Source organism: Bacillus salipaludis (genome assembly GCF_030938565.1).
In the GTDB taxonomy this organism is placed as follows: Bacteria; Bacillota; Bacilli; order Bacillales; family Cytobacillaceae; genus Neobacillus; species Neobacillus salipaludis_A.
In genome coordinates, this window is sequence record NZ_JAVGVR010000001.1 from 5,570,088 (window position 1) to 5,595,868 (window position 25,781).

The following is a 25,781-nucleotide window of genomic DNA, read 5'->3' on the forward strand; positions in this document are numbered from 1 at the left end:
GGTGATTATGTGGATAATTTTTCGGTATTTAGATTTTTCTCACTTACAATTTTTTGATATTTCCTGCTGACGGAGGACTGGCTGATTCCTAATGCCTTTGCTGCTTTGGTTGTTGTTTTATATTGCTTCATAGCGAGGACAATTAACTGTTCCTCCACCTGATCGATTGCCTCCTGCAGAGGGATGACTCTCGTAATCACAGGCTTCATTTTTTTATATTCATAGCCTAATGATAAAAACTGGCTGACAAATTCTGCATCAATAGCCTGCTCATCCGCAGAAACAACTAATCTTTCAATAATATTTTGCAATTCCCTTACATTCCCTGGCCATGGATAAAACTCCATCACATTAATCGCATCCGGTGTTAAATGATAATTCCGCTCATATTTTTCATTTAACTGCTGAAGAAAATGAAATGCAAGCAACGAAATGTCCTCAACCCGTTCTCTTAATGGTGGAATATGAATTGGAATGACATTCAGGCGGTAAAATAAATCCTCTCGGAAGGTACCTTCCTCCACCATTTTCTCTAATTTCTTATTTGTAGCAGCAATGATTTGGACATTGATCTTAAACGGAGTGGTACTGCCGACAGGAATAACCTCCTGCTCCTGAAGAACTCGCAGCAGCTTTACCTGCAGATGCATCGGCATTTCACCAATTTCATCCAGAAACAGGATTCCCCCATCCGCTTGTTTGAAATATCCGTCTTTTCCGTTCTTATCGGCACCTGTAAAAGCACCCTTTACGTATCCAAATAATTCGCTTTCCAATAAATTTTCCGGGATGGCACCACAATTCAATTTTAGAAATGGATACTCCGCTCGTTTTCCTAGCTGATGAATTGCTTGAGCAATAACTTCCTTTCCGACACCGGACTCCCCATTGAGCAGGACAGTGGAAGAAAAATCAGCAATTTTCTTTACTTGCCCCATAATCTTTTCCATTTTCGGGCTGCAATAAATTAACTTTTTTAAAAAGCGGTCCTTACTTTTAAACGTATCCAATTCCTTCTTATACTGCTCTGAGATCTTTTTCATTTCTTTTAATTCGCTTTTCAGCTTAGTAGTTTCTGTGATATCCCTAGAAGCAATTATGATACGATCCAATTCATTTTCATCATTAAAAATAGGATTTCCAACCGCAAGAATCCGTCTTCCATTTTTCGTTTCCTGAACAACAGAAACCTTTTTCTTTCGTTCCATAACTAACCTTGTCACAGAAGGAGTGAACAACCCTTGGTCCTCAAGCTGGAACATATTTTTCCCAATCAACTCTTTTAAATCTACCTTCCAAAAGTCCTGGATGATGTTTTCGCTGTACCTGATTAATTCACCTTTCGCATTTACTACTAGTATCTCATCATAAATGCTCGAAAGAATGGCATTTAAGTCTTTATTTAAATCCTTGATATGCTCAATTTCCATCGCCATTTCTTCAACCATTGGTAAATCTTGTACCACGATGATGATTCCATCTACTTCATGGTCATAGTTTAATATAGGACTATAATCAACGAGGACCCCTGTTCCGTTGGTAATTTCGAGATGATTTAGAAGCGTTTTTCCGGTTTCAAAAACATTCTGAATGTGCTCTCGGCTAAAAATATTTTCTGCCGGAAGATTTAAAACCTGATCGGAGGTTGATTTAATCATTTTTAAGCCAGCATCATTACAATTGATGATTCGTTTTTCTTTATCTAAAACAAACATCCCCATTGGTATCGAGGTAAGCATGATTTTTAATAAATCCACACTTTTATTTTCTTGTTTAAAAAGCTCTGCCAGGATGTCTTCCCTGAGAATGTAGCCGCTCGGAATTCCATCCTCTCCTCTTATGATTGCAAATGGTTCCCCGACAATTTGAAATAGGACGGGTAATGAAATATGTTCCCCTAAATAACAGACATTTTCAATTGACTTTGTATGCTCAAGTAAAATCGCTAACTCGAAATTTTGCCTTTCCAGCTTTTCAAGTAATGGTGTATTCATTATCGCATAGGCAAATAATTTGTCCTGTTTTTTCAGGAATAAAAAGGGTTCCTTGATGTTTTTAATGGAAGATCCAACTATTTCTTGATTCTCGCTGATTTCAACTGCTATTATTGGCTTAATTTTTTCCTTTGCCACGGAAAACATCTATTACATCCCCCTTAAAGCCTTGTCAATCTTATACTACACGTAATACAGAAAATTTCAAATAGAAAAAAATGCTTAAAAGGAAGATGTAATTTCCATCTTCCTTTTTTTAAAAAGTTAGTCGCTTCCTGTAAAGAACAAATCTTCTTTAACATATGCCAGGACCATTCCGGGAATGACTTGATCCCCTTCTTGAACCTCCAATGAATGAATTTCTCCGCTTATTCCCGTTTGAATCGTTTCGACGATACCTTCTGCAGTTTTGATTGTAAATAATGGTTCCCACTCATAAATTCTGGATTCTCCCTTTATGGAAACTTTTTCAATCTTTCCGTATACAGGGCTAAGAACCACATCAAAATCCATGCCTTCTAACCTCCTAATGTTCATATTGCTCCTGAAAAGATTGCGTGTGTAAGACAAGATCAAAAAATTCATAGAATTCAGGAATGTCTTCTTGTTCAATTCCTAATTTGTATGCCCAAAATTCATCATTAGGGGTATCTTCCTGACAAAGTAATACCATGTTTCCTGTCTGCAAAGAGGTGACCATTGCTTTTCCAAAGAAATGCTCGGAGTAACCAATCGTTAAATCATAGCGGTGGTTATTGGAAATAATACAAAAATAGTGGAGAAGCTGCTGTTCCTTTTGTTCAGATAAGAATTCTAATTTCATTAAAAAAATCCCCCTTCTTTTATATTTGGCCTTTTAAACTTAGTTGTTGATTTCCGCTCCAGGCACAAGCGGTTCGCGGGCGGTCCGGGGAGCCTCCTCGTCGCTTCGCTCCTGCGGGTCTCCCCTGTCCCGTACTCCCACAGGACATTGAATTGCATCCTTGAATCCGCCCACGCACGAAGGAAATGCGGTAGCATTTTCGAGGAGTCTTCGTGCCTTCCGCTCCAATCAACGTTGTTCAAAAACAACATGGTCCTTTAACAAAGCTTAATATTTAAGCCAGCCTCTTAATCTTGAAGCCTCTGCCAAGCGCTGGATTCCTTCGATATAGGCAGCAATTTTCATATTGACGTTGTATCTTTTTGAGGTGTTATATACATTTTTAAAACTATCGGTGATTTTCTCCTTAAGGCGGCTGTCAACCTCTTCCTCTTTCCAGTAGTAGCCTTGATTGTTTTGACACCATTCAAAATAGGAAACAATAACTCCGCCGGAATTTGCAAGGATATCAGGGACAACCAGAATATCCCGCTCATCAAGAATGTTCAACGCTTCTTTTGTAGTCGGTCCGTTCGCTGCTTCAATGACAATACTACAATTAATCTTGTGAGCATTTTGTTTATTAATTACACCAGAAATCGCTGCAGGAATTAAAACATCGCACTCTTTTTCTAATAATTCTTGGTTTGTAATCGCTTGATTAAAACGGTTGCTGACGATTCCAAATGAATCCCGACTGTCAATTAAGTTAGGGATATCTAAACCATTCTCATCATATACCCCACCAAGCAGGTCTCCAATCCCGATTACCTTTGCTCCCAATTCATATAAATAGTTAGCTAAATAGCTTCCGACATTACCAAAACCTTGAATAATTACGCGCATATCTTTTAATGGCATATTTTTTAATTCACTTACCATTTGTAAAGTATATAAAACACCTTTAGAGGTAGCTGTTTCGCGGCCTTTGGACCCGCCCAAGGCAATAGGCTTACCGGTAATAAATCCTGGTGAGTCAAATTCACGGATATGGTCATATTCGTCCAGCATCCAGGCCATAATTTGAGAGTTTGTATACATATCAGGTGCCGGAATATCTTTTGTTGGTCCGACAATTTGACTTACTGCTCTTACATAGCCTCGGCTCAATTTTTCCAATTCATTTAAACTCATCTCACGCGGATCGCAAATAATTCCACCTTTTGCCCCTCCATATGGAAGATCGGTAATTCCGCATTTTAAACTCATCCATCCGGCCAATGCCTTTACCTCCTCAGGGGTAACATCTGGATGAAAACGAATCCCGCCTTTAGTTGGACCAGGTGCATCATTATGCTGAGCACGGTATCCTTGGAAAATCTTTGTTTGCCCATTATCCATGGTTATCGGAATACTAACCTCTAAAAATCTCATTGGTTTACTTAAAAATTCAAATACTTGAGATGGATAATTTAGGACGCTTGCCGCTTCCTTTAATGTTTCTTGAAATTCATTAAGCGAATTATCCTGTTCCTTTAAATTAGTATCATTTTTCTGTGTACTGACTGTCATTTTAACACCTCATTTTTTATTCTTATAAAAGGTATTAGCAAGTTCCGTGCCAACTTGAAAAAGCCGCTATTTTACTGAGTTTTTTTAATACATAGCAGCTATGCGCTTTTGAAAATTATGAAAAAATGATTGAGGTTATGCAATTTTGCATAATTTTTTCAGAAAAATCAAAAAACGCATTCTGATTGGCTAGAATGCGTTTTCAACTACCATATATTAGGCCTCTTCAGCCTTAAATTGTGGCGGAGCATTACGGAAAGCTTTCGTTAAATAGAGTAGATATGTAAACCCAATGGTAAACCACGCTAATCCCATAATCAAAGAACTGGCTTCAAGGTTGAACCAGAGAACCCCAACCGTCCCGGCCCCAATTAATGGCATAATTACATAATTGAAAAATCCTTTTGGCGTTCGATGCATTTTTTTCCGGAATGCATAATGACTTATGACAGAAAGGTTAACAAATGTAAAGGCCATTAACGCACCAAAGTTAATTAAAGAAGTAGCTGTTACTAAATCAAAGAACCAAGCCGAAAGAGAAATCACTCCTACCAGGATCACGTTAAAGACCGGTGTCCTATATTTTGGATGAATATATCCAAACCACTTTTCAGGAAATACATTGTCACGCCCCATTACGTATAATAACCGTGAAATACTGGCTTGAGATGCAAGGCCGGAAGCGAGAGTATTTACAAGAGTGGTGCACAAGAAAATCGATTGGAACAGTTTCCCACCAACAAAAAGTGCAATTTCCGGAAGTGCTGCATCCGGATTTTTGAATCTTGAAATGTCTGGGAAAAATAATTGAATAAAAAAGGAAGTAACAACAAAGATAATGCCGCCGAATAATGCAGTAAGCAAAATGGCTTTAGGAATTGTTTTTTTCGGGTCCGGTGTTTCCTCCGAAAGAGTGGTAACCGCATCAAATCCCAAAAAAGAAAAGCAAAGAATTGTTGCGCCGGTAACTAGAAGGGAGGCATTCATTCCTTCTTTAAAAAAAGGCTGTAAATTGAATACAGTCCCCTGCCCCTCACCATGATTCAATCCATTTATTACAAGGACGATAAATACAATAATAATCGCTATTTGAACAAATACAAAAAATGCATTGAAATTTGCAAGAATATTAACACTTCGCAAGTTTAAAAATGTAACGATTCCAACAAAAATCAATACCCAAATGAAATCAGGAACGGAAGGGAATAAAGAATTTAAATATAGTTTTGTTAATAGTGCATTGACCATGGGCAAGAATAAGTAGTCCAGCAAAGATGACCAGCCTACAAGAAATCCCAAGTGACTGTTAATTGCTTTTTGTGTGTACGTATACGCCGATCCAGCTTCTGGAAAAACCCGAACGAGTTTTCCGTAACTTATAGCTGTAAATAGCATTCCAAGTAATGCAATGATATAAGCTGTTGGAACATGCCCATTTGTTTCCCCAGATACAATTCCAAAGGTGTCAAAAACAGCCATGGGAGCCATATAAGAGAGCCCCATAACGACAATCTGCCATAACTTGAGCGACCTTTTTAAATGTACAGTATTTTCCACATATCATTCCCCCAAAAATTAAATAATTAAACCGCTTTCAACGGGTAAATAACCCTTTTGATTTTCACTAATTTTTCACTCCCCCTTACTTTTAAAAAGTTCAATATACTAAAATGCAATTTTTATGCCAATATTTCTACTCTAATAATAGTAGAAAAAACACTTACTATCGGTAGTTAGTTTCATTAGTGCAGTTAATTAACAATTTTCAGAATTATGCATTCATGCATACATTATTCCATAGTAAATAAAATTTGTCACCAGAAATTTCGACATTCTTTGAGTACTTTCTTCATAATTAAAGATAATAAAAAGCAGTGGCATTCCATAATACGGAATCCACTGCTTTTTAGGGGTGTGAAACAATCATGTGAAACAAGAAAAATTCGGGTGGTGCCAGGCACTTATTTTGCAAATCGATGATTTCCGATTGTAACCGTAACCGGTCGTGAGAAAATCCATTTACTTTGAGCTGTTCTTGGATTGTAGAAAAATAGTGAGCCGTTTCCTTGACCTCTAAAGGCTAATGCTTCATTTACAGCACGTTTGGATGCTGCGTCGGCTGGTTGATTGATTCGACCGTCTTGTACAGGAGTGAATGCATAGTGTCCATTAGAGATTTGATAAATCACTTTTCTTATGGTATTTGGAAAATCAGGGCTTGAAACTCTGTTTAAAATAACCGTAGCAACTGCCACTTTTCCTGCATAAGGTTCACCAACTGCCTCTGCATGTACAAGTCGAGCCATTAGCTCTTTATCTGCTGCTGAGACTGTAGAGTATGGTAATGTTATAGTTTGACCTGCATAAAGAGGTGCATTATGGTTTGCTGCCATTAAGCTATTTACAGGTATTCCGAATCCTTTTGCAATTTTCCAGTATGATTCACCATATTGTACTTTATGTGCTGTTCCTGTTGCCGCTTCTGATTTTGTTGTTAAAGTAAATGCTGATAAAGATACCATCATACCCGCAGCAATTACTAGTTTCTTAAGTTTATTAAATTTCATATCTTAAAACCTCCTAATCATTTCGCTCGTTTGTCTATCTATAAGGCTATCAGTTGTAACATTCTTATTCAGTACCCAAAAAGTGGAAGGTATAAATAAACTCATTTAGCCACTGCTATAAATGCATTTATTCAGCAAATGGAATTACCAACCAAAAATCATTTTTTTCCAGACCTCAACTAAATTGGATGTTTTAGGATGCTTTTTTACAAGATGTTTCGCTCATGTAACACAAACCGGAAATCTTCACCAAATTGACATCATTCAACTAAAAATCAAAAAGGAATCTTTCCTATCTTTTTAGAAATAATATAGAAGAAATTGAAAATGAGGAGGTTTTATTAATGAATAATCAACTAGTTAGTGTATTAAATAAGCAAATCGCCAATTGGTCTGTTCTCTACATGAAGCTTCATAATTATCATTGGTATGTAAAAGGAAACCAATTTTTTACGTTACATACTAAATTCGAGGAATTTTATAATGAAGCAGGTGTTCACGTGGACGAACTTGCCGAACGACTCTTATCCATTGGTGGAAATCCTGTCGCAACCATGAAAGAATGTTTGGAGCTTTCATCCATCCAAGAAGCAAACGGCAACGAAGCCGCTGAGGCCATGGTTCAATCCATTATTAACGATTTCTCAATTATCACCGGGGAATTAAAAGAGGGAATGAACTTAGCCGGGGAATTGAATGATGAAACGACCGGCGATATGCTTCTAGCCATCCACTCTGGCTTAGAAAAACATATTTGGATGCTCCAAGCCTTCCTTGGTAAAACAATTTAAACCTGTTATAGAGTCCAGCATGATGATTGGACTCTGTTTTTTGCATTCATTTAAATTATAATAATTATTAAAAAGTATTGACTTTTAACTAATATTAATATTATTATAATAGTAACAGAAAAGGATTTATTTAGGAGGCTGCAATTATGACAGAAAAATTAGAAGTAATTGTTTACAGCAGTACTGGCTGCCCTTATTGCGAAAAAGTAAAATCTGCTTTAAAGGATTGGGGAATTGAATACGAAGAACGGAATGCTTCCATACATAAAGAGTATTTCGATCAGCTAAAGGAACGGAAAATTTTTGGTACACCTGCAACCTTTATTAATGGCAAGCTTGTATTAGGTTTTCAAGAGAAAAAGTTTAGGAAGCTTCTTGATATTCCTGAAGATGCTGATAGTTCGTCCAACAAGGAAAAACCAACTATGGAACAAGTGAAGGTTGAGGAAACATCTATTTTTCAACCTGTAACCCCTCAAGTTCTCGAAGAAGTTTATGATTTTGTTACAATCGGAGGAGGACCTGCCGGAGCATCTGCAGCTGTTTATGCAGCACGCGGAAAATTAAAGACTCTTGTCATTGATAAGGCGCCTAAGGCGGGAACCTTAGCTATTACCCATAAAATCGCGAACTATCCAGGAGTACGTGAAGAACTGACTGGTCTCGAGCTTTTAACTAGAATGCAGGCTCAAGCAAAGGATTTTGGGGCGGAATTTGTTCGTTCTACTGTATTATCTGTGGATTTCACGAATGAAATTAAGAAGATTGAATTGGCAAAGGGAACGGTTCAAGCGAAAAGTGTCTTTATTGCGGTTGGTGCAAAGGCTCCATCAAATAAAATAAAGGGAGAAGAGGAATTTACCGGACGCGGTGTCAGCTACTGTTCAACTTGCGATGCCGCTTTCTATCAGGACCAGGTTGTCGCAGTTGTTGGAGATAACGAAGAAGCCATTCATGAGGCTGAAACACTTTCAAAATATTGTAAAAGGGTCAAATTATTAATTCCAATTGAGAATTTAAAAGGGGATGCAGACCTATCCGGGCTTGAAAACAATCCAAAGGTTGAAATCTATCGCCGTCATCGTTTAAGAGAAATTATTGGAACGGATAGCGTTGAGAAAATTGTGATTTTAAATGATAAAAAAGAAGAACAAGTATGGGATGTAGATGGTGTCTTCTTATATCTTGGCGGGATGAAACCGGGAACCGATTTCTTAAAAGGCGCAGTAATGCGAGATGAGGAAGGCTATGTGAGTGTTGATGAACTTCTTCAGACTAGTGCCGAAGGTGTTTTTGCCGGCGGGGATGCGAGAAGAACTCCAATCAAACAAGCGGTCATTTCTGCAGCGGATGGCGCGATTGCTGCAATAGGGGCAGAGCAGCACGTTAATAAACGGACTAAACTACGTCCGCAATATAGTTGATTTTTTATAAAACTAACGGATTCAGATGTTCTGAGTCCGTTTTTTTATTTTTCCTCATTTCAGTCCCTTTTCCTCATAGTTAGGTATTTTTCAACATTTTTCAAAAAATCAACCTTTGTCCATTACGCGTGAAAAAAACAAGCATAAATTATTATGAATAGAAGTAGGAGGTGATTCTACAATGTCTGATGGACACGGAAACAACTTTGCGCTAATTGTTGTTCTATTCATCCTCTTAATCATTGTTGGTGCATCCTTTATGATGTACTGATGATGATTGGATTATAGGGTTAAAGAAGCGGCGGTGAACGTTTGTTCACCGCCACCTCTTTTTTGGAGTTTGTCGTCTATCGCTTAAACCTTTTCCTGCAAAATCGCATCTATTAAACAAATCTCTTGCGATTTACCCATTGCCGCTGCCAGTATTTCTTCAAACTCGGTAATTTGAGTTGCTCTCATGCCTTTTGCCCCGAAACTTTCTACCAATTGTACGAAATCAGGGTTTGAGAAGGTTACCCCATAATTTTCACCAAACGCTTTATTCATGGCCTCTACTTCAAGCTTTAACATGGAATCATTTAATAAAATAATGATAAAAGTCAGCCCTAAACGTTTGGCCGTTTCAAGCTCGGCGAAATTCATTAATGCTCCCCCATCCCCTGTTAACACAATCACCGTTTTTTCCGGTGCCGCCAATTTCGCCCCAATCGCACCTGGTATCGATATTCCCATTGAAGCTAATCCGTTGGAAATCACGAGTTGGTTTGCATGTTTCGGTTGAAAGGTTCTCGCTACTGCGACTTTATGAGCTCCTACATCCGAAATAACTACTGTTTGTTCAGAAGATAATTTTTCGATTACATGTAGAATGTTTTCAAGTGTTAAATTTGCAGGGTTAGGCACATTTTCACTAATAGAGTAGGCGTCTTCTATTCGCTTCTTTAGATCTCCAGCTGGCTGCCAAGGTTTAGACAGAATCTCCTGCTCAAAGATCAAACGAAGCGTTTCCTTTAAATTGCCTACTAATTCTCCCACAACCGGATAGCCCACCTCCACCTCGGCAGGTAAAGGGTCGATATGGAGAACCGATACTTTTTTCTTATTCCATTCCGACGGTAGTTTTTCATTAATGTCAAAACCAATTACCACAAGTAAATCGGATTCCTCCATCCCCCGGATGGCATAATCCTTTTCATTGAAACCAAATGAATAATAATTTTGTGGGTGCTCTTTTGATAAAATCCCTTTTGCCATAAAACTATTGGCAGTCGGGCAGCCTAACCGCTCAATAAAAGTTTGCACTTCCTTTACAGCATTTTGCCTAATGACCCCGTTTCCCAAAATAATAAATGGCTTTTTACATTGATTTAGCAATCGAGCGGCTTCCCTTAAAGCTTCTCCTGAAGGCACACTCATTGGCAATGGTGTAGGGGTTAAAGGTTTGGTTGTAGTATTGGCTTTTGCGATATTCTCCGGTAACTCAATTGCGACTGCCCCCGGTTTTTCGCTAGTAGCAACCCGAAAAGATTTTCTGATGATTTCCGGGATTGTATTGGCATCCTTTAATTGCACCGACCACTTTGCTGCCGGTTCAAAAACCTTAACTATTTCAACGTACTGATGCGCATTTTTATGCTGTACATTAAGGCCTTTTTGACCGGTTATTGCTACAACAGGAGAGTGATCTAGGTTGGCACTTGCAATACCGGTTAATAGATTTGTCGCTCCTGGTCCGAGTGTTGCCAGACATACACCAGGCTTTCCACTAAGACGGCCGTATACATCAGCCATAAAGGCAGCTCCTTGCTCATGCCGGACTGTTATGTATTTTATTTTTTCTGATTTTGATAAAGAATCGGCCAAATCAATGACTTCGCTACCAATAATTCCAAAAATAAATTCAACACCTTCGTTTTCTAAGCAATATACCAATAAATCCGAAGCTTTCATTTTTTTCCTCCAGTTATCTTTCTTACATCTATTCTTTACCCAAATTTATTTTTCCATAAAACATAACTAGAATTGGACGCTAATACATATAGAATGTATGCGTGTTTTTAGAAGGGGGGACTAATGATGGTAAATCAGGATTTATAGATTCTAACAATCAAATGTTAATTGCCCCGGAAACATTTGCCGCACAGCCAGAATCATTAACGGAACAACTATTTATCGAACGCTCCTTAGAAGAAAATAAATTTTGGCTGCGTATTATGAAAGAGCATTCTTATTTTTTGGGCGAAGGTTTTAGCCGCCATGACAAACATCTGATTCAACAGACAGACCGCTTTTATCATTATTTTCAGGAACAGGAAAAAAGAGCCTACAATACTCCCAATAACGTTACCGCTGTCCGTAAATTAAACGAAGACTCGATTAACCTAGTTTTAGGTTTACGGAATTTCAAAAGAAATCTTCTAATCTTAATCATCAATTGTAAGGTAATGGGATTTAACTTTCCGCTTCTGGTCGACCATATTGCCAGGGAAGCTGAATATTTTATGCGGACGTTAAAAAAATTCAATGAAGGAATTTTAGATCCCATTCAAGATGCGATTATTAAAGAAAATGTGTTTTGGTTACGGATTATGATGGAGCATTCCCGATTTATTGCTTCACTATTAGATCAATCGGAACGAAATTTAGTAAGAGCGGCATTGAAATTTGGGGATGATTTTGAAGTTCTTCTCAATCAGGCAAGAGATGTTGAATCAATGCTCTATTAGAAACAACCAACCTACCCGATTATCGGAAAGTTGAATAAAGACAGTGAAAACGCTGCACAAGAAATTCGCAATTTTAAGCAGGCAGGATTAGATTTTATTAAAAATTGTCAAATCAGAAATGTAATTGATCCGTTATTGGCCGACCATGTCGTGAGAGAGGCGGACCATTTCCTTCATATGGTACGTGTATTAGAGGAAAGGTTAAAGGTGAAGCAACAGGAACTTCAACAATAATAAAACAAAGAAGAGACAAGAAAGGGCTGTCTCTTCTTTTGATTCTTGGAAGATTAAATTTCTCCGTATACTACTTTTCCCTTAAAAATAACAGCCTCACGCTTTGGTCTCCTGGCAACTGTTTCTGCTGAACAAGAGGCATTTACTAAAATGAGATTTGCCTCATCGCCTTCCAGCGGCCAAGTAACCTTACCATCTTTTGATAGTGATGTCATTCCACCTGTGGCCCATTTTAAAGATGAAGAAAGTGATTTTTCATCGCTTTTTCTATAAAGTTCACAGAAGTTTGTAACCTTTTCTAATACATCCCCTGTTCCAAATGGCCCCCAAGAGTCATAAAATCCATCACACCCTAAAAACACATTTACTCCTTTTTGATCCAGAATATCAATTGGAGGCAATGTTCTGGTAATTGGGATGGTTGACATAATGGACATTCCTAATGCACTTAATTTATCAGCAATCTCCTCTTGTTGAGGGATTGGTACATCCCCTAAGCTAAATGCATGGCTAACTGCCACACGATTATGCCAATTTGCTTCCGATACCAACTCAGTTAATTTGTCAACAGTATAATATCCAACATGTCCCCCATCATGTAAATGAATATCTACATCGGCATCGAATTCGGTCGCTAAATTCATTACCTCAAATAGAGATTTTTCGATATTATGGTCAATACCAGCCGGGTCAAGTCCACCGACAAGCTGAGCCCCAGATCTCATAGCTTCTTTCATAAGCGGAATGACATTTTCTCGTAACAAGCCGTGCTGTGGAAAAGCAACAATTTCGTAGGTCAATTTATCCGAGTACTCCTCAAGTGCGGCTTTGACCCCCTCCAAGTTTTTCAAACCGATATACGGATCAATATTCACATGCGTACGGATATGTGTTGCCCCATTTGATAAAAGTAATTCAATCATATTGCTTGCACGTTGTTTTGTTGTTGGTGCTAATTTTTCAAGCTCCAATGCTTCCAAACGCAAGCGGTCTGCTAAATTTTTTGACGGTTTACATGCCTTCCAATCAAGAGAAAGATAGGTTTTATCTAAATGGTTATGCATTTCTTTAAATGTTGGAATCGCTAGAAGCTCTTTTCCATCCACTACTTTTTCTTCGGCAGGTATTTCAAAGCTATGCTTCTGCTTTTCTACGATCTTTCCATTCTCTATTTTTAAATGAAAAAGCTCTGTCTTTGTTTCGTCAGCTCCCTTTTCATCTTTAACAAAGCCGGTTTCGAGCCTAACATTGGTTAACCAATATGGTAATGCCATTTTTCATTCCTCCTCCAGTCTATTAAGCTAATACAGATCTTGGTTTTTCTAGTTTACTTTCCACCTTTTTCCCTTTAAAAAATAAAGATTCAACTTCTGACCTTCGTGCAACGGCCTCAGCTGAACATGAGGCCTTTACCAACATCATCGTTGCATCATCCCCAACATTTGGCCAAACCCGTTCGCCTTTTTCGTTTAATGGAGTAACTCCTCCAGTTGCATATTTCAAAGAAGCTGATAATGAATACTCTTCAATCATTCGGAATCTCTCTGCGAGGATACTAATTTTTTGAATGGTATTCCCTGTTCCAAATGGCGACCAGTGATCTGTGATGCTGTCATGTCCAACAGAAACCTTTATACCTAATTTATCCAGAGTTGGAATCGGAATCGTCGGGCGATTCACAGGAACTGTTGTCGTTACATCAATATTCTGCTCGTTCAACATTGCAGACATTTCTTCAAGTGCATTTCCCTGTAAATCACCTAAGGCGATACCGTGGCTGATGGTCGCTTTTCCTTTCATTCCTGCTTCCTTCGTATAATGAGCCATTCTTTCAAAGGTAAACGCACCTAAACTATTAGGATCATGTAAATGAATATCCACCCCTGCATCTGCTTCTACAGCAATATCAAAAATTGTTTCAAGTGATTTTTCAATATTTCTGTCTACTGTTGCAGGATCAACTCCGCCAACTAGGGTAGCACCATTTCGCATAGCATCACGAATTAATTGAACAGAATTACTCTTTAACAATCCATGCTGTGGAAAGGCAACAATTTCATAGGTTAAAACATCTTTATATTTTCCAAGGGCATTGACAGTTGCCTCTAAGTTTTTCAACCCAATGACTGGGTCTACATTACAGTGTGTTCGGATATGTGTATGACCGTTTTGGAGGAGCAGCTCTATCATTTTTTCCGCCCGCTCCCCGGCAGTTGGCAATAATTTCGGCAGCAGTTCCTTCTCTTCTTCTAATCTCGTAAAAATTCCTTTGGTTAACGGGGTACAAGCCTTCCAAGGGCCGCCATAATAAGTTTTATCGATGTGAATATGCATATCCCTTAATGAGGGTAATAGAAGGTTTTCTTTAGCATCAACCTGATTTTCCTCAGGGAGAGGCGCTGTATAGCTGATTTCAGCTATTTTTCCGTCTTCTATTTTCAAATGACAAATTTCCGTTTCTGTCCCAGCAATTCGTCCTTCTTCAAAAATAAATCCTTTTTCGAGACGAACATTCTTTAACCAATAAGATTTCATTTCCATTCCTCCTATTTTTATATCTTTCTCTTAAAATACTAATAGAGGCACTTATCAATAAGGTAAGTGCCTCAGATGATGATTACTTCACAGTCACATCATTAATCATTAAATAGCTTGCAGGATTCATCCAGAAACCATTAATATTTTTGCTATAAGCTGCAATGTGCTCATAGTTTCGGATTGGTACATAGACTGCGTCAGCTAATTCTATTTTCATAACTTTCTCGTAAAGAGCCTTTCGTTTTGTTTCATCCATTTCTTGGCGCGCTGCTACGATAAGTTTGTCTGCTTCCGGATTACTATAATAAAAAGTATTTCCGGCAGGACCTTGTGATGAGGAATGGAATAAGTTGTATTGGTTATAGTCTCCATCTCCAGTGGCATTTCCCCAGCCGCCGATTGCCATATCAAATGTACCTTTTTCTATTACGTCAATATAAGCACCATATTCCATAACCTGAATTTCCACATCAACCCCAATTCCTTTTAACTGGGATTGAATAACCTCAGCCATATTAATACGCTCTTTTCGATCACTCGTTAGCAAGGTTAATTTCAAACCTTTTTGATATCCAGCTTCCTTCAATAATTTCTTTGCTTCGTTAATGTCATAATCATATGGCTTTACATTCTCACTATATCCAAATACCTTTGGACTCATTGCCGAATTGGCAAGCGTCCCTACATTGTTGTAAACACCTTTAATGATCGCTTCCCTCTCAATCGCATGACTAATTGCCTTACGAACCTTGACATTGTCAAGCGGTTTTTTCTTTACATTAAACCCAAGATATTCAACTGCAAGTCCATCTGTACGATACAAGCCCATTGTATTAGACGCTTCGATTCGTTCGATCTCCGTAACAGGAACCTGGTCATTAATTTGTGCCTCACCTGTCTCAATCATCGCTAAACGTGTTGAATCTTCAGGAACAACCTTAAAGACTACACGATCAATCTTTGGTTTTGTACCCCAGTATTTATCATTTTTCTTTAGAGATATTTCCTGACCGGATTTCCAATCTTCAAAAACAAATGGACCTGTACCTACTGGGTGTTCAGACAACTTTTCCGAATTTTCTTTTATCGCTTTCGGACTGATAATACTTCCTTCACTACTTGCAAGAATGGACAATAATGGTGCATATGGATACTTAAGCAATAACTGCACGGTATAATCATCGACAATCTTTACTTCTTTAATCATTTCAAATTTTGCACGAGAAGGTGATCCAACCTTTGGATCCAGCAATCGATCTAAAGTTGCTTTTACTGCTTCTGCATTAAACGGTGCACCATCATGGAAACTTATCCCTTTTCTCAGTTTGAACTCCCAAGTCTTATCATTTATCACTTTCCAAGATTCAGCTAGTAATGGCTGAATGTGCATGTCCTTATCGGGTACAACCAATGTTTCATAAACCTTTTGATAGATAACATTATTTGATGGGATATCGGTAATAAACTGCGGATCCAGCTTTGTCGCATCTGAAAGACGAACAATGGTTAACGTCCCTCCTTCTTTTGCTGCTTCGGACTTATTACCGGTCTTATTTTCTGTGTTTGATTTTGTTGAACATGCCTGTGTAAACAATAGAACTAATCCTATTAAAACGACTAGCATACCGTTTTTAAAGATTGATTTTTTCTTCTTCATTTTCTTCTCCCCTTTTTGTAAGAATTTGAATGTTACATGCAATTTACCTTTTCTACCAATCCTTCTTGCGCTTAATTGAATTATAGAAGAATAATAAATTGAATATTTACAGAATTTTTACATGTTTTTAAAATATTTTGACAACTGTTTTAAAAAATATTTTACATTGGTTGAAATTTTGATAATTTGATAATAATTCTTTTACAAAAGGCTTTGTTAAAGAACAATGTTGATTTTTAAACAAAGTTGATTGGAGCGGAAATCAACAACCAAGTTAAACACAGCCTTACAAAAAAGAAGGAGGTAAAGAGAGGAGGCAATCAGTGGTAAACACATTATGAATATAACAATGAATTTCAGGGGGGAATTTTATGTCAGTTGAAGTTAAAACCGGACAAACCGTTAACTTGAAACAAACCGTTGCCTATCAGAAATCATCCAAATGGAAGGAGTCCCTTTCCATATTAATGGATAATAAAGCAGCTATGGTCGGAGCATTTATTATTCTCTTTTATATTTTGGTTGCATTATTTGCTCCATTACTTGCACCATTTGATCCATACAATGTTGATTTAACACATAAGCTTCAATCTCCTTCCATCCATCACTGGATGGGAACGGATGATAAAGGAAGAGATATTTTAAGCAGGATTATTTATGGCTCGCGTTTATCGATGGGAGTGGGTTTTGCAGCTGTTCTTTTCGGTGCATTTTTTGGAATTATTTTTGGACTTATTGCCGGCTACTTTGGCAAGTGGGCGGATACCATCATCATGCGAATCATGGATGTTATGCTTGCATTCCCTGGTATCTTACTCGCTCTTGCAATTATTAGTGCCCTCGGACCTAGTTTAATCAACGTGACAATCGCGGTTGGTGTTTTCTCTGTACCCCTTTTTGCAAGAATTGTTCGTGGTTCGACACTTGAAGTCAAACGCTTAGAGTATATTGATGCGATTCGTTCCTTAGGAGCAAATGATTTTACCATTATCACCAAACACATTTTCCCGAATATTTTGTCGCCAATTATTGTTCAAGGAACTTTAAGGCTTGCAACAGCTATTCTTTCAGCTGCAGGTCTATCTTTCTTAGGACTTGGCGCTCAGCCGCCTTCGCCTGAATGGGGAACCATGCTTAGTAATGGTCGAGATTTCATTTTTTCAGCTCCATTTATGGCTCTTTTCCCGGGCCTCGCTATTTCAATTCTAGTAATGGGCTTTAATATTTTTGGAGATGGATTACGAGACGCGTTTGATCCACGGATGAAAAAATAAAAAATCCTTTAAGAGGGGACTGAAAAATCCATGCTAATGTTTATAATCCGCCGATTATTTCAAACCATACCTGTGATGATCGGAGTAACCCTAGTTGTCTTTTTAATCATGCAAATGGTCCCAGGAGATCCTGCCGTATTACTCGCAGGAGAGGGTGCCTCCAAAGCAACCATTGCGGGGATTCGTGAATCACTAGGATTAAATAGGCCTTTATATATTCAATATTTTGATTACTTGATTAATATTTTCCATGGAGACTTTGGTGTTTCATTAAAAAACAGCCGGCCTGTGCTGGATGAAATTATGGTTAGGCTGCCCATTACAATGGAGCTCGCATTTTACAGTATCGTCATTACCATTATTTTAGGAATGATTGCCGGAATCATTTCTGCTATCAAACAATATACACTGACGGATATCAGTGTCATGATTGTCGCGTTACTAGGCATCTCCCTTCCCAGCTTCTGGTTAGCATTGATGATGATGTATTTCTTTTCTGTTAAACTGCAAATCTTACCTGTTGCCGGGTGGGACAGCTGGCAAAATATTATCCTTCCAGCTATTACTCTAGGAGCAGGCGGTGCCGCGATTGTAGCAAGGATGACAAGATCCAGTATGCTTGAAGTCGTTCGCCAAGATTATGTCAGAACTGCTCGCGCCAAAGGATTACGGGAACAAGTCATTATTTATAAACATGCCTTAAGAAATGCACTCATTCCTGTCATCACCGTTGTAGGTCTGGAATTTGGTTCATTATTAGGAGGGACAGTCCTGACAGAATCTATTTTTGCGATAAACGGGCTGGGAAGAATGATCGTTGATGCGATCAGAATGAGAGATTTACCAATGGTTCAGGGCGGAGTCCTTGTTGCCTCTCTTATCTTTGTGATTGTCAATTTATTCGTCGATATTTTCTATCGCTTTTTTAATAAACGGATTGAACTAAATTAATAGGTGGTGAATGGACTTGAAAGGAAAAAAGGAAGTTATTTTAGAAGTTAAAGGACTCAAAACTCATTTCCATACAAAACGAGGAATAAGTAAAGCTGTGAATGGAATTGATTTTACCCTCCATAAAGGAGAGACATTGGGAATAGTCGGTGAATCTGGATGTGGAAAAAGTATGACTTCCCTTTCACTATTAAGGCTTATTCCCTCTCCTCCAGGAAAAATCGCCGACGGCTCTATCCTTTTTAAAGGTAAGGATTTAGTAAGCATTTCAGAATCAGAAATGCGTAAGATTCGCGGCAACGAAATTTCGATGATTTTCCAGGAACCAATGACATCCCTTAATCCGGTTATTAGTGTTGGGGAACAAATAGCTGAAGCAGTTAGGCTACATCAAAAAATGGGGAAAAAGGATGCCTGGAATAAGGCAGTTGAGATGCTTAAATTGGTTGGAATTCCATCTCCCGAAAAACGTGCTAAACAAGAGCCGTTTCAACTAAGCGGAGGAATGCGTCAGCGGGTAATGATCGCGATGGCGCTTGCCTGTACACCTGAAGTTTTAATTGCCGACGAGCCGACAACAGCATTGGATGTAACCATTCAGGCGCAAATTTTAGAACTAATTAAGGATCTTCAAACAAAACTCGGTATGGGCGTTATAATGATTACACACGATTTGGGTGTTGTCGCGGAAACATGTGATACAGTTGCCGTCATGTATGCAGGGAATATTGTCGAACATGCGCCAACGGAAAAGATTTTTTCCAATCCACAACACCCATATACACAGGGATTATTGGAATCCTTGCCAAAGATTCATGAAGACAGGGATGAATTACAGACCATTGAGGGTACGGTACCAAGTCCATACAATATGCCGGAAGGCTGCCGTTTTGCATCACGTTGCCCATTCAGGCAGCCTCTTTGTGAAACAAAACTTCCCGATTTGATTGAACTCGAAGACAATGTGAAGGTTCGTTGCTGGAAATTTACAGATCAATGGACAGCACATCCCCAAGAAGAGGAGGTTGTGTAATAATGGCGGCAACTGCAGACAAAAAACTTCTTTTACAAGTGGAGCATCTAAAGCAATATTTTCCGGTTAAAACAGACTCCATGTTTAAACCAAAATCCTATGTAAAGGCCGTTGATGATGTCTCCTTTCATATATATGAAGGGGAAACTTTAAGTATTGTCGGTGAGTCTGGATGCGGCAAATCCACTACAGGCAGGGCGATCCTTCGGTTGGATGAACCAACGGGTGGAAAAGTTTACTTTGAAGACCATAATGTCCTTGAGTTAAATAAAAGCCAAATGCGAAAATTACGTGGCGATCTGCAGGTTATTTTCCAAGATCCGTTCGCATCGCTTAACCCTCGCCAAACCATCAAGCAAATACTGAATGAAGCAATGGCGATTCAACAAGTAGTATCTAAAGAAAAAAGAATGGAACGGATGCTTGAATTGCTTAATTATGTCGGACTGCCGCCTGAAGCACTTGATCGTTATCCACATGAATTCAGTGGCGGACAGCGCCAGCGGATTGGCATAGCAAGGGCCCTTGCGGTAAACCCTAAATTAATCATATGTGATGAAGCGGTTTCAGCACTTGACGTTTCCATCCAAGCGCAAATTCTAAATTTGTTAAAAAAATTGCAAAAGGAATTCCATCTTACCTTTTTGTTTATTTCGCACGATTTAAGTGTGGTAAGACATATTTCGGACCGGGTAATGGTTATGTATTTAGGAAAAGTCGTAGAAATTGCGGAGAAAAAAGACTTATTCGATTCACCGCTGCACCCCTACACAAATGCATTATTATCAGCTATTCCTGTCCCAAATCCCGAGATCAAAAAGGAAAGGATTTTACTAAAGGGAGATGTTCCGTCACCTATTAACCCTCCAACAGGGTGCCGTTTTCATACACGCTGCCCGTTTGCTACAAGTAAATGTAAAACAGAGGAACCAGCCCTTAGGGAAATGAAAAGAAACCATTACGTCAGCTGTCATTTCGCGGAGGAATTCCAACATTAATCAGACTCACCTTATTTGCAAGAAGGTTTTTATTTTATAAAATAATAGTAAAATTAAAAAAGAGAGTTCCCGCTCTCTTTTTGTATTCTCTAAAGGAGAATGTTGTAAATGCTAACCTTAGATGCTTTCTCCATCTATATTATGTTGTGTATATTAGCACCATTATTAGGTGCCTTCACCTTACTCTTTTTAATTATTTTTGAAAAACGAATTGATCTTCTAGAAAAACAAACAAGAGAAATTGCTCTTGAACGAGAGCTGCAAACTGCGCTCTATAATCAATTAAATCAAGAAATACAGCCGCATTTCTTTTTTAATACATTGAATTCTATTTTAAGTTTAGCCAGGCTTGATCGAAAAACTGAATTAATCAACTCGATTGAAACCCTTTCGAAATTGCTAAAATACAAATACCAAAAAAACGAATCCATTATCACCATTGAAGAAGAATTAATTTATTCAGGTTATTATTTAGAAATTCAAAAAGTTCGTTTCAGAGACAGACTAAAATTTCATATTTCCATTGAACCTAATGTAAAACATGCAGTAATGATTCCTTTTATGATTCAGACCTTTGTGGAAAATGCATTTAAACACTCCTTCGAAAAAATTCCTGGAGAAGCTATTTTAAAAATCGATATTGTTCAAAAGAATCAGAATGTTCTAGTATCAGTATGGAACAATTCCACTAACCTTGCTCAACAATTTCAGAGTAATGAAGGTGGATTGGGATTAGGGAATATTGAAAAAAGGTTAAAATTGTTATTTCCTAACGAACATACTGCAATTCAGTTATCAAATACTGGTGACGGTACAACCGTTACTGCCATATTCCCATTTAAGACGCTGGAGGAAACGTAAGAAAACGGAGGAAACCCCATGAATGTTTTACTTGTAGACGATGAACCATTGGAAATAGAGCAATTAGACTATTTAATTAGTAATAGGTTTCCCTCATGGAATCTATTCAAAGCACAGGATGCATCTCAAGCCATCCAAATTATGCATTCCAATAATATAACCCTTGCATTTCTGGATATTCACCTGCCAGGGAAAAATGGGTTGGAGTTAGCAGAAGAATTATCCAAAACTTATACGCTCGATATCATAATCGTAACGGCTTTCCAAGATTTCGAATATGCCCGGACATCGATTAGACTTGGTGTCGTTGATTATATTACAAAACCTGTAATTGAAGATGATCTTTATAAAGTCCTTATAAAATACGAGCGAATTGGCAGCTATTCCGACCCTATTTATCAAGCTGTTCAAATTATTCAAAGCGAATTTAATGAGAAACTAACTTTAAATTATTTAGCTTCAAAAATCCATATAAATCCTGCCTATTTAAGCCGCAAGTTTCAAGAAGAGGTTGGAATGGGATTTTCAGAATATTTGAATGAAGTTCGTTTAAAAGCAGCACAAAAAATGTTAATTGAATGTCCTGATATGAGTATTAATGGAATATCAGAGAAATGTGGATTTAATAGTCAGCATTATTTTAGCCAAATGTTTCGTAAAATGACGGGGAAATCACCACGTGATTATCGTTTAAAGGAGATTTAAGGATTGAATAAAGAAAAATATCATATATATATTGCAGGTACAGTCAAACTTGGTGTTGGCTATGGAATTGTAAGTCTGCTCGCTCGTTGGGTAACAGGGAATACGATTTTATCTTCACCAGAATCATTAATGAAATACGGGCTTTCCGGAGTAATCGTTTATTCGTTAATGGGTGCTTTTGCACTTATTTTTTTCGGTTTTCTTGCTCAAAAAATTTGTGCCAAGTACAGAGACCATCAAACGATTGGCGATGTATTACAATCGAAACTTTCTCCAACCGGCTTTTGGATCATGATGGCCTTATTATTTATAACAAGCCTCTATTCAATTTTTATCCAGGCACTGGGGGCAGGGATCCTCTTGCATCTTCTCTTTCCCTTTCCTATTTCCATCGGACTGCTTATCTTTTTATTCATTTGTTTTTTATTTAGCGGTGTAGGCGGAATGCAATGGCTCCATCGGCTTTCCGGTGTGACGATTACCCTTGTTTTCGGAGCTGTCATTGTTATTCCCGTCTATTTTTTCATTCAAGAAGGTGTCTACCCTGTCTACGATGGGGTTAAGCTGTATCATCCCTATTTGTTATATTTTAAAAATTATGATGCCATTTGGTTTTTTCTTGCAGCAATCATTATTGGGATCGGTCAAGCTCTATTCGATTGTGCTACGTGGCAGAGATTATTTATCATTCAAAAAGAAAAAATTCGAATAACCTTCACTCTTACAGGATTTTTATGGGCAACGATTCCTCTTTCAATATCCACTCTAATTTTTATTGCCATTTTCGGAAGAGGTTTCAAAAATATTTATACAATCCTGTTGGAGTTAGTTAATAAAATTCAATCAAACCTATTAATTGTTTTGTTTATATTATTTTGTTTTTGTGTCATTTTGTCCGCCTTAAGTTCAGGATTACACTCAGTTACAGTATTGATGGTTCGAAACATGATTGGGTATTTCCATGAGCAAACCGAAAATGAAAAATGGAAATGGACCTATGTTTTTTCCGGTTCAATTTGTCTTATTTTGTTAATAGTCGTAAGCATCTTGCCGCCAAAACCAATTGAATTGTTATTTTTCTTTGGTAATATTTATGCATCCGTCATCATACCCATGCTTTATATTATTCTAAGTAAAAAAATACTTCCTGCCATCATTCCTTTCGCAGCATTGGTTGGGACCATTGCAGGCCTTCTATTCATGCCCTCTGCAGGTAGTTTTCAAACGATATGGATTAGTTTTTTTGTCCCATTGTGTATTTGTTTAATCCATTTTATCTCTACATTACTTTTCCATAAAAAGAAACCGTCTTCGTAGTCATAAAAGAGAGTACTGATATTTTCAGTACTCTCTTTTATGTCTTTTCAGATTCTTAATAGCATCTACGTATTCTTGGTAATTTACCAAGCTGTTTTCTTTGTTAACCAGTTTATCCTTTAACTGTGTTGCGATTATTACCCCGATAATGATTAAGATAGAACCTAAAATTTGCGAGCGTGTAATGTTAATTTTTAAAACAATCAGGCCGACAATCATTGCAATAAAAGGTTCCAAATTCATAAACAATGAAGCCTTTGAAGCCCCTACCTTTTCAATTTGGCTGTTCCAAATTAACGTACAAACTCCATGCATGATGATGGCAGTAATAATTAATAAAATCCAAGGACCATAATCTCTGCTCATCTTAAGGGGAGATTCCGTTGTGAGGGCGACTGGAGCTAAACTGCTAAAACCGATTATTGTAGAATATACAGTGATGGTAATAGAATGATAGCGTTCCGTTAGCTTTTTTACCATAATCATTGAAATGGAAAAAGAGAGCATCGTAATAAAAATCCATACAATGCCAATTGAAAAATGAAGATGATCTCCATTTGTAATCACAAAGAAAACTCCCATAAAAGCCATAATCATCCCGATTGATAAATTTAATGTAAGTTTTTCCCCAAGAAAAACGGAAGCTAATAAAGCCGTTGTAATAGGGGCTAAGGCTAATATTATAGCGGATGTTGTCGGATCGGCTGTTTCAAGCGCAGCATAAAAGGTCCAATGGTTTATAAATACACCGACCAACCCCAATAAAATAAAAAACAACCAGTCTTTTCGATCAATCCTTTTCCATTTTTTACATTTAAGTGCGTATATCACGATAAAAATCGCAATAAAAAATAACCTTAAAGCGGAAAGAAGCATTGGAGAGAATTCTTTTACCAATATCGCTCCGAATATAAAATTACTGCCCCAGCAAGTAACACAGAATAACAAAAGAAGATAATTTCGAATCATCATTTACCAGTCCTTAATTTTAATAAATGAAAAAGGAAATCTGGGGCTCCCAGAGATCCTTTTTCATAAACTAAATTATAATTGAATGCGAGTGAGTTTGTTACTTTAATGAACCGGAGACAAGATTTCCATTAAAAAATACTGCGGATCTTTTTGATCGTCTTGCTATTGCTTCGGCCGAACAGCTGGCATCGATTAGAACCATATTGGCCGCATCTCCTGCCTTTGGCCAAACTTGGTTACCTTCTTTGTTTAGTGGAGTTATACCGCCGGTTATATATTTCAACGCCTGAGAGAGTGATACCTCATCTGTCCATCTGAAATACTCTAATAGGCGTCCAGCTCTTTCAAGAACATCCCCATTTCCTGTTGGCCACCATGAATCATAAATATTGTCATTTCCTACTGCTACTTCCACTCCCCACTCTGTCAGGGATTTAACTGGTGGAATCGCCCTGCCGATTGGAACACTTGTTACAATCGAAATACCGGCATCTTTCAAAATTTGCGCAACTTCAAACGCTTCTCCTGTCGATACATCCCCAAGTCCAAAAGCATGACTGATTGCTACTCTACCTTCCCAGCCAGCTTCCTTTGTTAAATAGGCAAGCCGTTTCATCGTAAAAGTTCCTAAGTGACCGGGATCATGTAAGTGAAGATCGATATCTGCATTTCCCTCCACTGCGATGTCCATTAACTGAACTAATGATTCTTCAATATTGTTATCCACTGTCGCTGGATCTACCGAACCAACAATCCCTGCTCCATTGCGTACTGCATCTCTAATAAGCTGAATTGTACCGGGACGGAGCAAGCCATGTTGAGCAAAGGCAACAATTTCGGAACTTAGTTTATTAGAATACGATTCTAATGCTAATTGAACTCCTTCTAAGTTTTGTATCCCCACTTCAGGATAAATATCTACATGAGTTCTTACGTGTGTAGAACCTGAAGCGAGCAATATCTCTAGTAAGGCTTCTGCGCGTTCACTTGTACTGGATGGTATAGTTGCAAGAATCTCTTTTTCGATTTCGCAGCGTTCAATCACACCTTTTGCCGGAATGCATGCTCTCCAGTTTTCACCCATATAGGTTTTATCTAAATGAACATGCTTTTCAATAAACGATGGGAGCAACAACAATCCCTTTGCATCCTTCGTTGGTAAATGATTTGAAATTGGTTCCCCGGCCTTAACAATTTCAGAGATTTTTCCATCCGTAATGAATAAATTGAACGTTTCAGTTTCTGTACCGACTACTTTTCCATTCTCGTTTTTAAAGCCAACTTCTAATCTCGCATTCATTAACCAATAACTGCTGTTCATATTCATTCTCCTTTGTGCGTTAAGACAAGACAAAAGGGAATACC

General features: G+C 38.0%; 22 protein-coding genes and 1 pseudogene. 11 read left to right on the forward strand and 12 right to left on the reverse strand.

The window, feature by feature from the left end; all coding sequences use genetic code 11:
- Positions 1–5: 5 nt before the first annotated feature.
- From RCG21_RS27760 to RCG21_RS27785, 6 genes are all read right to left on the reverse strand, one after another.
- Positions 6–2,141, reverse strand: a complete 2,136-nt coding sequence (locus RCG21_RS27760; protein WP_308913967.1) for a sigma 54-interacting transcriptional regulator — start codon at positions 2,139–2,141, stop codon at positions 6–8.
- 117 nt (positions 2,142–2,258) lie between these two features.
- Entirely contained in the window at positions 2,259–2,507 is a 249-nt protein-coding gene (locus RCG21_RS27765) for a biotin/lipoyl attachment domain-containing protein (protein WP_133334172.1), read from the reverse strand.
- A 13-nt stretch (positions 2,508–2,520) separates the two neighbouring features.
- Positions 2,521–2,817: an SAV0927 family protein gene (locus RCG21_RS27770; protein ID WP_026576834.1), complete on the reverse strand. Its 297-nt coding sequence runs from the start codon at positions 2,815–2,817 to the stop codon at positions 2,521–2,523.
- Positions 2,818–3,084: 267 nt separating this feature from the next.
- A complete protein-coding gene (locus RCG21_RS27775; RefSeq protein WP_133334171.1) occupies positions 3,085–4,368 on the reverse strand; it encodes a Glu/Leu/Phe/Val family dehydrogenase in 1,284 nt (427 codons plus the stop codon).
- A 216-nt stretch (positions 4,369–4,584) separates the two neighbouring features.
- Positions 4,585–5,925: an APC family permease gene (locus RCG21_RS27780; RefSeq protein WP_208025349.1), complete on the reverse strand. Its 1,341-nt coding sequence runs from the start codon at positions 5,923–5,925 to the stop codon at positions 4,585–4,587.
- A 404-nt stretch (positions 5,926–6,329) separates the two neighbouring features.
- Entirely contained in the window at positions 6,330–6,935 is a 606-nt protein-coding gene (locus RCG21_RS27785) for a cell wall hydrolase (RefSeq protein WP_208025348.1), read from the reverse strand.
- Between the two features lie 344 nt (positions 6,936–7,279).
- Here RCG21_RS27785 and RCG21_RS27790 point away from each other — a divergent pair, with 344 nt between their 5' ends.
- From RCG21_RS27790 to RCG21_RS27800, 3 genes are all read left to right on the forward strand, one after another.
- Positions 7,280–7,726 carry a Dps family protein gene (locus tag RCG21_RS27790; RefSeq protein ID WP_133334170.1) on the forward strand — a complete coding sequence of 149 codons (447 nt, stop codon included), beginning with the start codon at positions 7,280–7,282 and terminating at the stop codon, positions 7,724–7,726.
- A 146-nt stretch (positions 7,727–7,872) separates the two neighbouring features.
- On the forward strand, positions 7,873–9,150 hold the full coding sequence (locus RCG21_RS27795; protein WP_308913968.1) for an FAD-dependent oxidoreductase: 1,278 nt from the start codon (positions 7,873–7,875) through the stop codon (positions 9,148–9,150).
- 181 nt (positions 9,151–9,331) lie between these two features.
- Entirely contained in the window at positions 9,332–9,421 is a 90-nt protein-coding gene (locus RCG21_RS27800; protein ID WP_133334168.1) for a YjcZ family sporulation protein, read from the forward strand.
- Between the two features lie 83 nt (positions 9,422–9,504).
- Here RCG21_RS27800 and RCG21_RS27805 read toward each other — a convergent pair whose 3' ends face one another.
- Entirely contained in the window at positions 9,505–11,100 is a 1,596-nt protein-coding gene (locus RCG21_RS27805; RefSeq protein WP_133334167.1) for an acetolactate synthase large subunit, read from the reverse strand.
- A gap of 161 nt (positions 11,101–11,261) precedes the next feature.
- On the opposite strand from RCG21_RS27805, the pseudogene RCG21_RS27810 reads away from it, so the two are divergent.
- Positions 11,262–12,110: pseudogene (locus RCG21_RS27810) on the forward strand (DUF2935 domain-containing protein).
- Between the two features lie 53 nt (positions 12,111–12,163).
- On the opposite strand, the gene RCG21_RS27815 reads toward RCG21_RS27810, so the two are convergent.
- From RCG21_RS27815 to RCG21_RS27825, 3 genes are all read right to left on the reverse strand, one after another.
- Positions 12,164–13,384, reverse strand: coding sequence for an amidohydrolase (locus RCG21_RS27815; protein WP_133334166.1), 1,221 nt, complete (start codon positions 13,382–13,384; stop codon positions 12,164–12,166).
- 22 nt (positions 13,385–13,406) lie between these two features.
- Positions 13,407–14,645, reverse strand: a complete 1,239-nt coding sequence (locus tag RCG21_RS27820; RefSeq protein WP_308913969.1) for an amidohydrolase family protein — start codon at positions 14,643–14,645, stop codon at positions 13,407–13,409.
- 82 nt (positions 14,646–14,727) lie between these two features.
- Complete coding sequence (locus RCG21_RS27825) at positions 14,728–16,305, reverse strand: glutathione ABC transporter substrate-binding protein (RefSeq protein WP_372512728.1); 1,578 nt, start codon at positions 16,303–16,305, stop codon at positions 14,728–14,730.
- A gap of 371 nt (positions 16,306–16,676) precedes the next feature.
- On the opposite strand from RCG21_RS27825, the gene RCG21_RS27830 reads away from it, so the two are divergent.
- The 7 genes from RCG21_RS27830 to RCG21_RS27860 all read left to right on the forward strand — a co-directional run bounded on the left by RCG21_RS27830 (position 16,677) and on the right by RCG21_RS27860 (position 23,444).
- Positions 16,677–17,579: an ABC transporter permease gene (locus RCG21_RS27830; protein WP_133334163.1), complete on the forward strand. Its 903-nt coding sequence runs from the start codon at positions 16,677–16,679 to the stop codon at positions 17,577–17,579.
- A gap of 30 nt (positions 17,580–17,609) precedes the next feature.
- Positions 17,610–18,530, forward strand: coding sequence for an ABC transporter permease (locus RCG21_RS27835; protein ID WP_133334162.1), 921 nt, complete (start codon positions 17,610–17,612; stop codon positions 18,528–18,530).
- Positions 18,531–18,540: 10 nt separating this feature from the next.
- Positions 18,541–19,563 carry an ABC transporter ATP-binding protein gene (locus tag RCG21_RS27840; protein WP_308913970.1) on the forward strand — a complete coding sequence of 341 codons (1,023 nt, stop codon included), beginning with the start codon at positions 18,541–18,543 and terminating at the stop codon, positions 19,561–19,563.
- Between the two features lie 2 nt (positions 19,564–19,565).
- Positions 19,566–20,561 (forward strand): ABC transporter ATP-binding protein, encoded by a 996-nt coding sequence (locus RCG21_RS27845; RefSeq protein WP_133334160.1) that lies wholly within the window; start codon positions 19,566–19,568, stop codon positions 20,559–20,561.
- A gap of 108 nt (positions 20,562–20,669) precedes the next feature.
- Entirely contained in the window at positions 20,670–21,422 is a 753-nt protein-coding gene (locus RCG21_RS27850) for a sensor histidine kinase (protein WP_133334159.1), read from the forward strand.
- 18 nt (positions 21,423–21,440) lie between these two features.
- Complete coding sequence (locus RCG21_RS27855; RefSeq protein WP_308913971.1) at positions 21,441–22,127, forward strand: response regulator transcription factor; 687 nt, start codon at positions 21,441–21,443, stop codon at positions 22,125–22,127.
- Between the two features lie 3 nt (positions 22,128–22,130).
- Positions 22,131–23,444, forward strand: coding sequence for an SLC5/6 family protein (locus tag RCG21_RS27860; RefSeq protein WP_133334157.1), 1,314 nt, complete (start codon positions 22,131–22,133; stop codon positions 23,442–23,444).
- Between the two features lie 24 nt (positions 23,445–23,468).
- Here RCG21_RS27860 and RCG21_RS27865 read toward each other — a convergent pair whose 3' ends face one another.
- Together RCG21_RS27865 and RCG21_RS27870 are read right to left on the reverse strand one after the other, a co-directional pair.
- Positions 23,469–24,416, reverse strand: a complete 948-nt coding sequence (locus tag RCG21_RS27865) for a DMT family transporter (protein ID WP_235824776.1) — start codon at positions 24,414–24,416, stop codon at positions 23,469–23,471.
- 97 nt (positions 24,417–24,513) lie between these two features.
- Positions 24,514–25,737: an amidohydrolase gene (locus RCG21_RS27870; protein WP_308913972.1), complete on the reverse strand. Its 1,224-nt coding sequence runs from the start codon at positions 25,735–25,737 to the stop codon at positions 24,514–24,516.
- Between the last annotated feature and the right edge of the window lie 44 nt (positions 25,738–25,781).